At 62.6% G+C, this 13,690-nt stretch carries 11 protein-coding genes; 6 read left to right on the top strand and 5 right to left on the bottom strand.

Annotation, left to right across the window (positions count from 1 at the left end):
• Positions 1-4 precede the first annotated feature (4 nt).
• From cydD to cydX, 5 genes are all read left to right on the top strand, one after another.
• The gene (gene cydD / locus HJC00_RS23220; protein ID WP_221164661.1) at positions 5-1,735 is read left to right on the top strand and encodes a thiol reductant ABC exporter subunit CydD; all 1,731 of its coding nucleotides are present in this window, start codon (positions 5-7) and stop codon (positions 1,733-1,735) included.
• On the top strand, positions 1,732-3,423 hold the full coding sequence (locus tag HJC00_RS23215) for an amino acid ABC transporter ATP-binding/permease protein (RefSeq protein WP_221164660.1): 1,692 nt from the start codon (positions 1,732-1,734) through the stop codon (positions 3,421-3,423). The genes cydD and HJC00_RS23215 overlap by 4 nt, the downstream gene beginning before the upstream one ends.
• A 77-nt stretch (positions 3,424-3,500) precedes the next feature.
• Positions 3,501-5,081 (top strand): cytochrome ubiquinol oxidase subunit I, encoded by a 1,581-nt coding sequence (locus HJC00_RS23210; RefSeq protein WP_221164659.1) that lies wholly within the window; start codon positions 3,501-3,503, stop codon positions 5,079-5,081.
• A 6-nt stretch (positions 5,082-5,087) separates the two neighbouring features.
• Entirely contained in the window at positions 5,088-6,242 is a 1,155-nt protein-coding gene (cydB, locus tag HJC00_RS23205) for a cytochrome d ubiquinol oxidase subunit II (protein ID WP_210633631.1), read from the top strand.
• A 13-nt stretch (positions 6,243-6,255) separates the two neighbouring features.
• Positions 6,256-6,378, top strand: a complete 123-nt coding sequence (gene cydX, locus HJC00_RS23200; RefSeq protein ID WP_210633633.1) for a cytochrome bd-I oxidase subunit CydX — start codon at positions 6,256-6,258, stop codon at positions 6,376-6,378.
• Positions 6,379-6,423: 45 nt separating this feature from the next.
• Here cydX and HJC00_RS23195 read toward each other — a convergent pair whose 3' ends face one another.
• From HJC00_RS23195 to HJC00_RS23175, 5 genes are all read right to left on the bottom strand, one after another.
• Positions 6,424-8,427 (bottom strand): aldo/keto reductase, encoded by a 2,004-nt coding sequence (locus HJC00_RS23195; RefSeq protein ID WP_221147531.1) that lies wholly within the window; start codon positions 8,425-8,427, stop codon positions 6,424-6,426.
• 37 nt (positions 8,428-8,464) lie between these two features.
• Complete coding sequence (locus HJC00_RS23190; RefSeq protein WP_210633636.1) at positions 8,465-9,547, bottom strand: ABC transporter ATP-binding protein; 1,083 nt, start codon at positions 9,545-9,547, stop codon at positions 8,465-8,467.
• Between the two features lie 13 nt (positions 9,548-9,560).
• Entirely contained in the window at positions 9,561-10,397 is an 837-nt protein-coding gene (locus HJC00_RS23185) for a carbohydrate ABC transporter permease (RefSeq protein WP_064806618.1), read from the bottom strand.
• Complete coding sequence (locus tag HJC00_RS23180; RefSeq protein WP_221147532.1) at positions 10,394-11,254, bottom strand: carbohydrate ABC transporter permease; 861 nt, start codon at positions 11,252-11,254, stop codon at positions 10,394-10,396. The genes HJC00_RS23185 and HJC00_RS23180 overlap by 4 nt, the downstream gene beginning before the upstream one ends.
• An 86-nt stretch (positions 11,255-11,340) precedes the next feature.
• Complete coding sequence (locus tag HJC00_RS23175) at positions 11,341-12,615, bottom strand: extracellular solute-binding protein (protein ID WP_221156011.1); 1,275 nt, start codon at positions 12,613-12,615, stop codon at positions 11,341-11,343.
• Between the two features lie 86 nt (positions 12,616-12,701).
• Between HJC00_RS23175 and HJC00_RS23170 the strand changes: the two genes are divergently transcribed.
• Complete coding sequence (locus HJC00_RS23170) at positions 12,702-13,622, top strand: helix-turn-helix domain-containing protein (protein ID WP_210633642.1); 921 nt, start codon at positions 12,702-12,704, stop codon at positions 13,620-13,622.
• Positions 13,623-13,690: the final 68 nt, after the last annotated feature.

The raw sequence follows: 13,690 nt of genomic DNA, 5'->3' as shown, positions 1-13,690 counted from the left end.
CGGCATGGGCACTGCTTTCTTCGACGCGACAAACGAAGCGGATGGACGGCCGCGGGCTGGAAAGGTCGCGACACCACGCGCCGATGCGGGCAAAGGCCGGCTGCGCAATGCGGCGATGCTGCAGGCGCTGGCCGCTGTCATCTGGATCCCGCAGGCTGCGCTGCTGGCCGTCTCGGTTGGCCGTCTCGCCGGCGGCGGCGGGCAGCATGACGTTCTCTGGCCGGCCTTTGGCATTCTCGTTCTCGGATTGGTAAGAAGCTGTCTCGACGCGGCTGGGGGGCGCCTGGCCTTCCGCGCCGCGCGGAGCGAACTCAGCCGAAAGCGGCAGGCGGCGGCCGCTTCCCTCTCCTTGGCGTCGCCGGTCGACCGCGGCCGGCCGGCATCCGGCAAAGCCGCGAGTGTCATCGGCGAACAGGCTGAGCTCATCGTGCCCTATCTCGCCCGTTTCCAGCCGGCGCGGGTGAAAGCGAGCCTTGTGCCGCTCGTCATCCTTGTCTTTATCCTCGCCGTCTCCTGGATCGCCGCGCTGGTCCTGCTGTTTGCCGCGCCGCTGATTCCGATCTTCATGGCGCTGATCGGTTGGCGCGCCCAGGCGGCCAGCGAAAAGCAGCTTGTGGCGACCGGCGATCTCAACGGCTTCCTACTCGACCGCCTGCGCGGACTGACGACGATCCGTGCTCTGGATGCGGTCGATACAACGGCCCTGCGGCTGCGTCGCGAGGCGGAATCGCTGCGTGCGCGCACTATGTCCGTGCTGAAGATCGCCTTTCTGTCCTCGGCCGTGCTCGAGCTTTTGGCAGCGCTCGGCGTGGCTATGGTTGCCGTCTATGTCGGCTTCAGCCTGCTCGGCGAAATCCGTTTCGGCACTTGGACAGGACGGCTTGACCTGACAGAGGGACTGTTCATGCTGCTGCTGGCGCCGGCCTTCTTCGAGCCGCTGCGCGAACTCTCGGCCGTCTGGCACGACCGGGCGGCGGGGGAAGCGGCGCTGAAAGGCCTGGACGCGCTTGCCGCCGAAGGTCTGTCCATTCGAGGATTGGCCGAACCGGCGGCTCTCGCCAGCACCGAGGCGCCCGGCATCCGACTTGAAAATCTCGCCTTTGGTTACGGCGCCGACGAGCCGCTGATCCTCGACCGCTTCAACCTCGATATCGCCGCCGGCGAACATCTGGCGCTGCTTGGTGCCAGCGGCTCCGGCAAGTCAACGCTTCTTTCGCTGATAGCGGGACTGGCGCCCTGCGTCGGTGGCCGCATCGTCATCGGTGGCATCGAGCTTGGGGATGACACCGTCGCCACGCTGCGGGGCGCGATGGCTTGGATCGGCCAAAAGCCGCATATCTTTGCCGGTACCATCGCAGGCAATATCGCACTCGGCAGGCCTGGTATCTCGCGCGGCGACGTGGCGGACGCGCTTGCCGCCGCCAGCCTCGGAAAGGTTGCCGACGCTTATGGGGGCCAGCCGCTCGGCGAAGGCGGGATCGGTCTTTCCGGCGGCGAGGCGCTGCGGCTTGCGATCGCACGCGCTGCTTGCAATCCTGATCTGAAGATCATTCTGGCCGACGAGCCGACCGCGCATCTCGACGCGGACACGGCGGCTGATGTGACCGAGACCTTGCTCGCGCTGGCGCGGGGTCGTACCCTCATCGTCGCGACACATGATCCGCTGCTCGCCGCCCGCATGCACCGCGCCATCCGCATCGATGCGGATTTCGCCATGAGGGAGGCGGCTGAATGAGCTTCTTTGTTGCAGACATCAAGCCGATCCTTCGTCTGTTCTTGGCCGAAGGTCGACGCGCGTTGTTTGTCGGCGCCGTGCTTTCGGCGGCAACGGTGACGGCAGGGGTCGCGCTGCTCGGACTCTCCGGCTGGTTCATCACCGCCACTTCCCTTGCCGGGCTATCGGCCGCGGCCGCCATGACCTTCGACGTTTTCGCACCGGCCGCCGGCATCCGCCTGCTCGCCGTCGTCAGGACGGCGGCACGCTACGGCGAGAGGCTTGCGACCCATGATGCAACACTCGGCGTGCTTGCCGCGCTGCGCGAAAGACTGTTTCGCGGCTTTGCCGAACCGGGTGCTGCCCGTGCTCTGGCGCACCGTCCGGCGAGACTGCTGTTCCGGCTGACGGGCGATATCGATGCGCTTGATTCCCTCTATCTCCGAATTCTCGTGCCGGCTGCTGTCGCGATCGGCGCAACACTGACTGCGAGCGTGGTGCTGGGCCTGATGCATCCCCCGTTCGGCCTGTGTTTCGGCCTCTTTCTCGCCGGAGCCGGCCTTGGCCTGCCATTGATCGCGGGCCGCGTTGCGCGCAAACCCGCCCGCAGGCGTGCCCATGGCATCGAGGCGCTGCGGTCACGGACGATCGATCTCGTCGCCGGCCAGACCGACCTGCTGATGGCCGGCCGGCTCAAGGCGCAGAGGAGCGCCATCGCGGATGCCGACAGTTACGCGGCTCAAGCCGATGATCGGTTGAACCGTGTCGAAACCGGTCTGACATTCGGTTTCGGCCTCGTCTCCACGCTCCTGCTGACGGCATCGCTGCTCACGGTGGCCGCGCTTGCGGAAACGAAAGCGATTAGCGCGCCGGTCGCAGCCCTCGGCCTGCTCGTCGCCTTCGCGGCGGTCGAACCCTTCGCGGCGCTCCGCCGCGGGGCTCTGGAACTCGGCCGAACGCTGCTGGCCGCAAAGCGGATCGCACCGCGGCTTGCCGTCGCTGATGAGACCCAACCGCCAGCGACGCCGCTGCCGGGACACGCCTTTTCTCTGGCTGGCGTGTCCGCCTTCCATGAGAATTCCGCCGTGCCGGCGCTGGAGGACATCGACCTGGTGCTCAAGCAGGGCGAACGCCTTGCCGTCATCGGCAGCAGCGGCGCCGGCAAGTCGAGCGTGCTCGCTCTGCTTTCCCGCGAGTTGCCGGCAAGCGCAGGAAGCGTCGCCGCGATGAGGGCGACCTTGCTGACGCAACGGACGGAACTCTTCGAGGATAGCCTGCGCGGCAACCTTCTTCTTGCGAACCCGGATGCGAGCGAGGACCGCCTTCGCGAAGCGCTCGCCGCCGCCGGCCTGCTTGCCGATATCGAGGCCATGCCAAAGGGGATCGACACAAGGCTCGGCGAGTGTGGGCTCGGACTTTCGGGCGGCCAGTCGCGCCGGCTGGCGCTTGCCCGGCTGTTCCTGCGCGACACGCCGCTCTGGCTGCTCGACGAGCCGACCGAAGGCCTCGACGGCGCCACCGCTCGCGATGTGCTCTCACAGCTGTCGTTAATGGCGGCAGGCCGCTCGCTGGTGATCGCCACGCATATCCGCCGCGAGGCTGCGGTTGCCGACCGCATCGCCGTCATCGAGGGCGGCCGTATTTCGGAAGTTTCGCGCCGTGGGGAGGCGGCGTTCGAAAAGGCGCTCGACCGGCTTCGATCGGACTGAGCAAGACCCGCATGCCCTCACCCGCCGGCCGGCGCTGAGGAACGCTCCGTACCCCGTGGGACCGTGGGAGAAAGACAATGGAACTAGATATCGTAGCACTTTCGCGCTTCCAATTTGCGCTGACGGCGCTTTACCACTTCCTGTTCGTGCCGCTGACGCTCGGCCTGTCCGTGCTCCTGGCGATCATGGAAACCGTCTATGTGATGACCGGCCGCCAGATCTGGCGGCAGATGACAAAATTCTGGGGCACGCTGTTCGGCATCAATTTCGTGCTCGGCGTCGCCACCGGCATCGTCATGGAATTCCAGTTCGGCATGAACTGGAGCTATTACAGCTATTATGTCGGCGACATCTTCGGCGCGCCGCTGGCGATCGAAGGCTTGATGGCCTTCTTCCTGGAGGCCACCTTCGTCGGGCTGTTCTTCTTCGGCTGGGACAAGCTGTCGAAGGTCGGCCATCTCGTCGCCACCTGGGCTGTGGCGCTCGGCTCGAATTTTTCCGCCCTTTGGATTCTCATAGCCAATGGCTGGATGCAGAACCCGGTGGGATCGGCACTCAATCCGCAGACGATGCGCATGGAGATCACAAGCTTCTTCGACGTCGTCTTCAACCCGGTCGCCCAGGCGAAATTCGTTCATACCGTGTCGGCAGGCTACGTCTGCGCTTCGATCTTCGTGCTCGGCGTCTCGGCCTGGTATGTGCTGAAGGGCCGGCATATCGAGCTTGCCAAGCGTTCGATGACGGTCGCCGCCTCCTTCGGTCTTGCCTCGGCGCTGTCCGTCGTCGTGTTGGGTGACGAGAGCGGTTATCTGGCAACCGAAAACCAGAAGATGAAGCTCGCCGCGATCGAAGGCATGTGGAAGACGGAGCCGGCTCCGGCCGCCTTCACCGCCTTCGGCTTTCCGGATCAGGAAGCGCGCGAAACACATTTCGCCGTGCATATCCCCTGGGTCATGGGCTTGATCGGCACACGATCGCTGACGACGGAAATACCCGGAATCGATAAGCTCGAACAGCAAGCCGAAGCCCGCATCCGCGGCGGCATCAGAGCTTACGATGCGCTTATGCAGATCCGCGCAGCGCCGACGCAGGATCAGGTTGCGCAGGAAGTGCACACCTCCTTCGAGGATCTCGGCCATGATCTCGGTTATGCCCTTCTGCTGAAGCGTTATGTCGACGATCCCCGCCAGGCGACCGACGCGCAGATCGTTCAGGCGGCGCGTGATACGATCCCGCATGTGCCGACCCTCTTCTGGTCCTTCCGCATCATGGTTGGGCTCGGCATCTTCTTCATCCTGCTGACATCAACCTTCTTCTGGCTATCGGCGCGGCGCCATCTCGACAAATATCCGCTGCTGCTGCGGATTGCCGTGCTGGCGATCCCGCTTCCCTGGGTCGCCATCGAGCTCGGCTGGGTCGTCGCCGAATTCGGCCGCCAGCCCTGGGTGATCGAAGGCGTGCTGCCGACGGCGGCAGCCGTCTCCAGCCTCGGCGCCGGCACCGTGCTTCTGACGATCATCGGTTTTGCCGCGCTCTACACGGTTCTGATCGTCATCGAGATGAGTCTGATGATCAAGGCGATCCGCCAGGGACCGGAACCGGACGACGCGCCGCAAGCCGTGCTGATTTCCGAAACCCTCGTCCCGGCCGCGGAGTGACCTGTCATGATCCTTCACGAACTCCTCGATTATGAAACCCTGCGCGTCATCTGGTGGCTGCTGCTCGGCGTCTTGCTGATCGCCTTTGCGACGACCGGCGGCTTCGACCTCGGCGTCGGCACGCTCCTGCCCTTCGTCGCCAGGACCGATACGGAGCGGCGCCTGGCAATCAACACCATCGGCGCAACCTGGGAAGGCAACCAAGTCTGGTTGATTCTCGGCGGCGGCGCCATCTTCGCCGCCTGGCCGCCGCTTTATGCAGTCTCCTTCTCGGGCTTTTATCTCGCAATGTTTGCGATCCTCTTCGCACTCATCCTGCGTCCGGTCGGTTTCAAATACCGGTCGAAGCGGGAAAGTGTCCGCTGGCGCTACGGCTGGGACTGGGCGCTCTTCATCGGCGGCTTCGTGCCGGCGCTGATCTTCGGCGTTGCCGTCGGCAATGTGCTGCAGGGCGTGCCCTTCCGCTTTGCCGACGATATGCGGATCTTCTACGAAGGCTCGTTCTTTGCCCTGCTCAACCCCTATGCTTTGCTCTGCGGCCTGCTCTCCGTCGCCATGCTGACGATGCACGGCGCGGCCTGGCTGGTGTTGAAGGCGAGCGGGCCGGTTGCGGAACGCGCCAGGAGTTATGGCAGCATCGCCGCCCTGGCGGCCATCGTGCTATTTGCCCTCGGCGGGCTCTTCCTATGGGTCGGCGTCAGTGGCTATCGCATCAGCAGCGATATCAGCCCGATCGGGCCTTCCAATCCGTTGCTGAAGACGGTGGTGCCTGAGAACGGCGCATGGCTTGCCAACTACACCGCCCATTCATGGATGATCGTCGCGCCCGTCCTCGGCTTTGCCGGTGCGGCATTGGCCTTCATCGCCATGCGGGCAAGGCGCGAGGTGATGACACTGCTTTTCAGTAAGATCGCGATACTGGGGATCATCTCAACGGTCGGCCTGTCGATGTTCCCGTTCATCCTGCCCTCCTCCCTCGATCCGCGCTCGAGCCTGACGGTTTGGGATGCATCCTCCAGCCACATGACGCTGTTCATCATGCTCGTGGTATCGGCGATATTCCTGCCGATCATCTTTGCCTACACCGCCTGGGTCTATAGGGTTTTGTGGGGCAAGGTCGACGAGAAATCGATCACAGACAAGAACAGTCACGCTTACTGAGGGAGACGAAACGATGTGGTATTTCGCATGGATTCTCGGCCTGCCGCTGGCAGCCGCCTTCGCTGTCCTCAACGCCATGTGGTACGAGCTGATGGACGACGCAGCCGGAAGAAAGGCGTCCGAAACGCGCAAATAAATATGCGAAGGGCGCGGCTTCGAACCGCGCCCTTTCCCTGTTTTATCAGCCTTCCAGCCACTTCACCTGATCGGGTGTCAGCTTGATGTCGAGCGCCGAGAGGCTGTCCTCCAGCTCGGCGATGGTGCGCGGCCCGATCAATGGAATGACCGGGAAAGGCTGGGCGATCACATAGGCGAGCGCGATGTGGATCGGGTTGCGGCCGAGCTTGTTGGCAAGCTCGATGGCGCGGTCGCGGCGCCCGAAATTGCGCTCGGAATACCAGACCCGCACGATCTCCTCATCGTCCCGCTTGTCGCGGCCAGCGCGGTCGGTGAAGAAGCCGCGGCCCTGGCTGGACCAAGCGAAGTTCGGGATCTGCTTGTCGTTAAGCCACGTCTTCCAGTCGTCGTCGGAGGCGGCGACGCAGCCGGCCCAGATCGGATCGAGCATCTCAGCAAGCGAGAAGTTGTTGGAGAGCGCTGCCGGTGCCCTCTTGCCGGTCTTTTCGGCATAGGCGATCGCCTCGTCGAAACGTGCGCGCGTCCAGTTCGAGCCGCCGAAGATGCCGCGGATGCGGCCGCGTTTGACCTCGGCATCCATGGCATCGACGAATTCGCCGACAGGCACGTCGGTATTGTCGCGATGCATGAAATAGATGTCGACATAGTCGGTCTTCAGCCGGGCGAGCGACTGGTCGAGCTGCTTTGCAATCATGTCGGGATAGCAGAGCGGCGAATGCGCGCCCTTGCCGATCAGCACGATCTCCTCGCGCGGCACCTTGCGGCTGGTGTGCCAGTCCCCGAAGATCGCCTCCGTCTTGCCGGCGCCATAGACAAAAGCCGTATCGAAGGCGTTGCCGCCGGCTTCGTAGAAGGCGTCGAGCGTCAGGGAGGCGGCGGCAAAGTTCGGGAAGAACTCGAAGCCGAGGGTCACGACCGAAGCCGGCTTGGAGATGCCCGGAATCTGTCGCTGCGGAATGCTGTTGCCGCGCGTGACCGCGCCGCCTGATATATTGGCCGTGCGTTTGGCGGCTTTTTCGACGCCATATTCGAGCCCGACCGAGGCGCGCCACTGGTCGAGCACGCGCAGGTTTCCGATCGAATCGGCCCAGCTCATGCCTGGAGAACTGAACTCGGTTCTGCCGGCCCGGATCGCATCGCCCGCCGCGTCCGCTTCGAAGGAATAGAGCCAGCGCTCTTCCTTGACCTCTACCGTCTCCTGTTTGCCGCCCTTGAAGATCTCGATCTTGCCGACGCCGCCCTTGTGGCCGGAGGCGAACCAGAAATCCGCGACCTCGATCCGGCCTTCGGAGCCGATGATGCGCAGCACATTGTCCTGCTGAGCCATGATCGAGCAGGAGACTTCGGCGATGATCTCGTTCGGGAACTTGAGCACGGCCGACGCCCATTCGTCGACGCCGCTCTCTCCGAGATGGGCGACGCCCGACACCTTCTCCGGCTCGAGGAAGGCTTTGCCTTCCGCGGCGCCAGAGATCAACCGCGCCATGGAAACAGGATAGCCGCCGACATCGAGAATGCCGCCGCCGGCGGTATCATTGGCGAAAAGCCGATGCTCCGGCTTATAGCTGCCCATGTTAAAGCCGAAGCTCGAACGGATGATGCGGATCGTGCCGATGACGCCGCTCTTGATGAGCTGAACCAGCTTTTCCGTCTGCGGATGCACCCGGTACATGAAAGCTTCGCCAGCAAAGACGCCGGCTTTCTTGGCTTCGTAATAAACGGCTTCGGCATCATAGGCCGAAAGCGCGATCGGCTTTTCCACCAGGATGTGCTTGCCGGCGCGGGCCGCCTTGATCGCCCATTCGGCATGGCCGGTATGGGGCACGGAAATATAGACCGCATCGACTTCGGGGTCGGAAAGCAGCGCCTCGTAACCATCGACGATGCGGGCGCCCGGGAAGTTTTCGGCAAGTCCCAGCTTGGAAGGGTTGCGGGTGGCGATCGCGACCAGTTTGCCGGTGCGCGAGTGGGCAACGCCATCGGCAAAGGTGCGAGCGATGGTGCCGGGGCCGATGATGCCCCAGCGGATCGGTTGATCTGAAGTCATGGAAACCTCTTTCGTCTTTCTGCCTTGGGATTGCGGTTTAGCGGAGCCGTTTGCCAGCGCCGTCGAAAAGGAATGTGCGGCTGGCGGGAAGGCCGACGGTCAGCGTCTCGCGATTGCCTGATGTGCGCGATTCCGGCCGCTCGATGATCAGCTGTTCGTCGCCGACGGCGGCATAGATGTAGCTGGTATTGCCGAGGTGTTCGGCGACATCTATGGCAACGGTAAGATCGGTATCGCCGGCACCTGCATCGACGAAATGTTCGGGCCGGATGCCGAGGGTCACTTTCGCACCGGTTTCGATGCGATCGGCGACGGACAGCGGCAGGCGCGTCGCCGGATTGCTCTCCAGCGCGATCACCGCCCTGCCCGGCTGCGCCTCGACGACCGCGGCTTTCAAGAAATTCATCTTCGGCGAGCCGACGAAACCGGCGACGAACTGGTTGGCCGGATCGTCATAGAGGTCGAGCGGCGCGCCGATCTGCTCGATGTTGCCGGCGCGCAGCACGACGATGCGGTCGGCGAGCGTCATCGCTTCCGTCTGATCGTGGGTCACGTATATCATCGTCGTGCCGAGCTGTTTGTGCAGCCTTGATATTTCCACACGCATCTGCACGCGCAGCTCTGCGTCGAGGTTCGATAGGGGTTCGTCGAACAGGAAGACCTCAGGTTCGCGCACGATGGCGCGCCCGATGGCGACGCGCTGCCGTTGACCGCCGGAAAGCTGTTTTGGCCGCCGTTTCATCAGTTCGGTGATCTGCAGGATATCGGCGACATGGCTCACGCGCCGCTCGGTATCGGACTTCGGGTTGCCGTTCATGCGCAAGCCGAAGCTCAAATTCTCCTCGACCGTCAGATGCGGATAGAGCGCATAGGATTGGAAGACCATGGCGATGCCGCGATCGGCCGGCTCGACGTCGTTGACGACCTTGCCTCCGATCCGAAGCTCGCCCGATGTAATATCCTCGAGACCGGCGATCATCCTCAGCAGCGTGGACTTGCCACAGCCGGAAGGGCCGACGAAGACGACGAATTCGCCGTCCTTCACCTCCAGATTGGCGCCATGGATGATCTCGAAGCCGCCGAAGCGTTTGACGATGTTGGTCAATGAAAGCTCTGCCATTCGGCTTCCCCGATTACTTGATTGCGCCGGCCGCGATGCCGGCGATGAAATGGCGCTGGAGCGCCACGAAGACGACGAGGATCGGCGCCGTCAGCAGCACCGCGCCGGCCATGATGCCGCCCCAGGACACCTTGGTGAGGCCGATCAGCGTTCCCAATGCCACCGGCGCCGTCATCATCCCCGGTCTGGAATTGATGAGCAGCGGCCAGAGGTAATTGTTCCACGAATGCAGGAAGAGAATGATCGCCAATGCCGCCATGGTCGGACGCGCCAGCGGCAGGGCGATGCGCAGGAAGATCTGCCATTCCTTGACGCCCTCGACGCGGGCCGCGTCGAAGAGCTCGCCCGGCATCATCGAGAAAGACTGCCGCATGAATAAGACGCCGAGGGAATTGAAGAGCGGCGGCACGATCAGTGCCACCCAGGTGTTTGCCAGCTTGAACTCGCGCGCCACCATGATGAATTGCGGGATGACGACCACGGAGAACGGCAGTGTGATCGTACCGAGGATGATGGCGATGACGACGGAGCGGCCGACAAAACGGTAACGTGCCAGCGCCCAGCCGGCCATCGACGTCAGCATCACCGAGAGCACGGTATAGATAAGCGCCACGCCGATGGAGATCACCATTGCGCCAACGAAATCGGTATCGGCCTGCAGATTTTTGAAATTCTCGACGAAGTTGGTCGATGGCCACAGCACGATCTCGGGATTGAAGATGCCGTTGTCGGGCATTGTCGAGAAAACGAACATCATCCACAGCGGAAACAGCCAGATCAGCGCCAGCGGCGCCAGCGCGGCGTGCAGCGCGATCTGACGGATGAGAAGGGATTGCGACTTGGATCTCATTTCGGGTCCCTCCCGATCCAGAGATTGAAAAAGGAGATCACCACGGCGAGAGCGGCCATCGTATAGGCGATCGCCGAGGCATAGCCGAAGTTCAGCGAGGTGAAACCCTGGCGGTAGAGGAAGAGGCCGAGTGTCTCCGTGCCGCCGCCCGGACCACCGCGATTGGTGATGAGGAAGGGTTCGGTAAAGAGCTGCATGGTGCCGATCACCGAGAGCACCACACAGAAGAGGATGATCGGCTTTAAGAGCGGCAGGGTGATGTGGAAGAATTGTTGTGCCTTGTTCACCCGGTCGAGCGTCGCGGCCTCGTAGACATCGTCGGGGATGGCCTGCAGGCCGGCCAGGATGATGATGGCGTTATAGCCGGCCCAGCGCCATGTGACGGCGAGGATGATTACGCCCATTGCGGCATTGGCGTTGTCGAACCAGGAGATCGGGCTGAAGCCGACCGCTGAGATCATCTTGTTGACGATGCCGAAATCGAGGCTGAACATCAGCCGGAACACGGCCGCGTAGGCAACCTCACCGACGACGACGGGGGCAAAGAAGGCGAAACGGAAAAGCGGGCGCGCTTTCAGGAGCGGCGAATTGAGCAGTACGGCCATGACGGTGGCCAGCGCGATCATTACAGGCACCTGGATCACCAGGATGATCAGCGTGTTGTACAGAGCATTATAGAAGGCAGGGTCGTAGAAGAGCCGGCCCCAATTGGCCTGGAAACTGTATTTCCACGGATTGATGCGCGTGTTCTGAAAGGAAATCAGGAACGAGTCGATGATCGGCCAGACCCAGAAGGTGGCGAAAACAAGCAGATAGGGGGCGAGGAACGCATAGGCGCTCCGGGTTCTGAACGGCATCGAGCCTCCTCCTCACGAACGAATGAATGACCGGGCGGTTGCAAGCCGGGAGAAAGCCGGGCGCGGGAAGCGCCCGGCATCGTCATTCATTGCGCGATCGGAAGTCCGGTTGCGGAAGCGATCTGCTTGGCGGCATCGTCGAGAGCCGCTTTCGCGTCGGGGTAGCCGCCCGCGAAGAATTTCGCCTGCGTTGCCTTGAAGATGCCTTCGGCATCGCTCTGGAAGGCGGTGCCGCGGCTCGGCACGATCTTCGGCAGTGTCGCGAGGATGTCGGCCCAGACTTTCTGGCCGCCCCAATAGGGCTGCGCCTCGTTGACGAAAGAATCCTTTTCGGCAGAAAGCAGCGACGGCACCAGACCGAATTCCTTCAGCATGGTGACCTGACCTTCATTCGTGCCGAGGGCGTAATTGACGAATTTCCAGGCGGCATCCTTGTTTGCGGAAGTCGCCGAAATGGCGAGCGAGGAACCGCCGAGGTTGGCGGCATGCGGACCATCGGCCGTCAGGCTCGGCATTCTGTAAACGCCCCACTTGCCCTTGAGGTCAGGCGAGGTCGAGCGCACGGTGCCTTCATACCAGCCGCCATAGAGCTGGCTTGCGGCCTTGCCGGCGGTATTAGCCTGGATCTTCTCGTCCCAGTTGGCCGCCGTCAGCGTGCCCGCATCCTTCATCTCTTTCACCTTTTGCAGCGCGGCGACGCAGGCCGGCTGATTGATGGTGATGTTCTGGCCGTCGGTCGAGAAATAGCCGCAGCCCTGTTCGTTGGCGATCATGCGGAACCATTCGCTGTCGCCGTTGAAATCCGCCTGCGCCATGACGACGCCGGGATTGGCGGCGGAAATCTTCTTGCCGGCCGCGATGAAATCGTCCCAGGTGCTGATCGTGCTCGGATCGACGCCGGCCTTTTCATACATGTCGCGGCGGTAGAAAACGGCGACGGGGCCGGAATCCCACGGCATGGCATAGGCGACATCGCCGACCTCAAGTTCGGTGCGCTTGAAGTCGGGGAACTTCGCCTGGATATCGGCCGTGTAGCCGAGCTCCTTCAGATTGGCGAAGCAATCGGGGAAACGGCTCCAGAAGATTTCAGCCTCGAAATTCTCGATGCTGACAATGTCGGGCAAGCCGTCGCCGCCGGCAGCGCAGGCCGCGAGCGTCTTGTCGAAAACCTGGCTGTTGCCAAGGTCTTCGACGGTGACCTTGATATCGGGGAATTGTTTGTTGAAACCGGGCAGCGTGGATTTCAACGCCGATGCGGCGACATTCCAGCTCCAGATTGTGAGATTGGCCGACTCAGCGAAGGCGGAGCCGGAAGCAAGCAGTGCGACAGCTGCGGTCGCAGCGAGAAGTTTGAAGCGCATTGAAAATCCTCCCTTTTCAATTGCCGATCTTTCACGAACGCGGTTAGACTATCCGCAAGGGAGCGGCTGTCTCCTAAAAAGGGAATATGGATTTGGCGGAAAGTAAGGTCGGCACGGCTGCAATCTATCAGCCCGGCGCAAGCAGCATCGAGGGTTCGCCGACGGCGCTGCAGATGTTTCATGCCCATCCGCTCGTCATGGCCATGCCGCACTGGCATGCGCAGGTCGAGGTCAATTACGTCATGCGCGGCACTGTTCATTATCGGATGAGCGACCACGAATTCCGGCTGAGCGCCGGTCAAATGTGCCTGTTCTGGGGCGGGCAGCCGCATCAGATGGACGAATCCTCGGATGATTCGCTCTATGCCGGCGCCCATCTGCCGCTCATCTATTTCTTCCGGCTGCGTCTGCCGATCAGCATTTCCAGCCGGCTAATGAAGGGCGAGACGCTGTTGACTTCGGCAACCGATGCCGCCGACAACGAGAACTTCGCCCGCTGGTCTCGCTATTCCAAGTCTGGCGATTCCGCCAAGGCCCAGCACGCAGTCGACGAACTGCTGCTGCGCATCGAGCGCATCGCGCTCGAACCCTATTCGATGACGACATCGAAAACGGCCGTCAGCCTGGAAGGCGATCAGCCGCAACCCAACTCCTCGCGCAGCGTCGCGCGCATGTGTGATTTCATCGCCGCCAATTTTCTGCAGGACATCGATTCGGTCGATATCGCCCGCGCCGCCGATCTGCATCCGAAATATGCGATGAACCTTTTCAAGCGATCGACCGGCATGACGCTCAGCAAATATGTGACGCTGCTCAGGCTGTCGCGCGCCCAGGCGATGCTGATGAGCGAAGGTGCCAACGTTCTGCAGGTGGCGATGGACAGCGGCTTCGGCTCGATCAGCGCCTTCAACAAATCCTTCCGCCACATCGCCGGCATGTCGCCGTCCGATTTCCGCCGCGACATCCGGCTGGTGACGACGATGCCCGCCGGCGCCTTCCGCAATTAACGCACGCTCCGCCTCATCGCCCGTCAGGGAGGATGCCAAGCGCCGCCCGGCATCCTCCGCATGATCAT

It is taken from the genome of Rhizobium sp. NLR22b (genome assembly GCF_019685295.1).
Taxonomy (GTDB): domain Bacteria; phylum Pseudomonadota; class Alphaproteobacteria; order Rhizobiales; family Rhizobiaceae; genus Rhizobium.
Note: the sequence above shows the minus strand (reverse complement) of the source record. Positions and strands in the feature narration are given on the sequence as shown.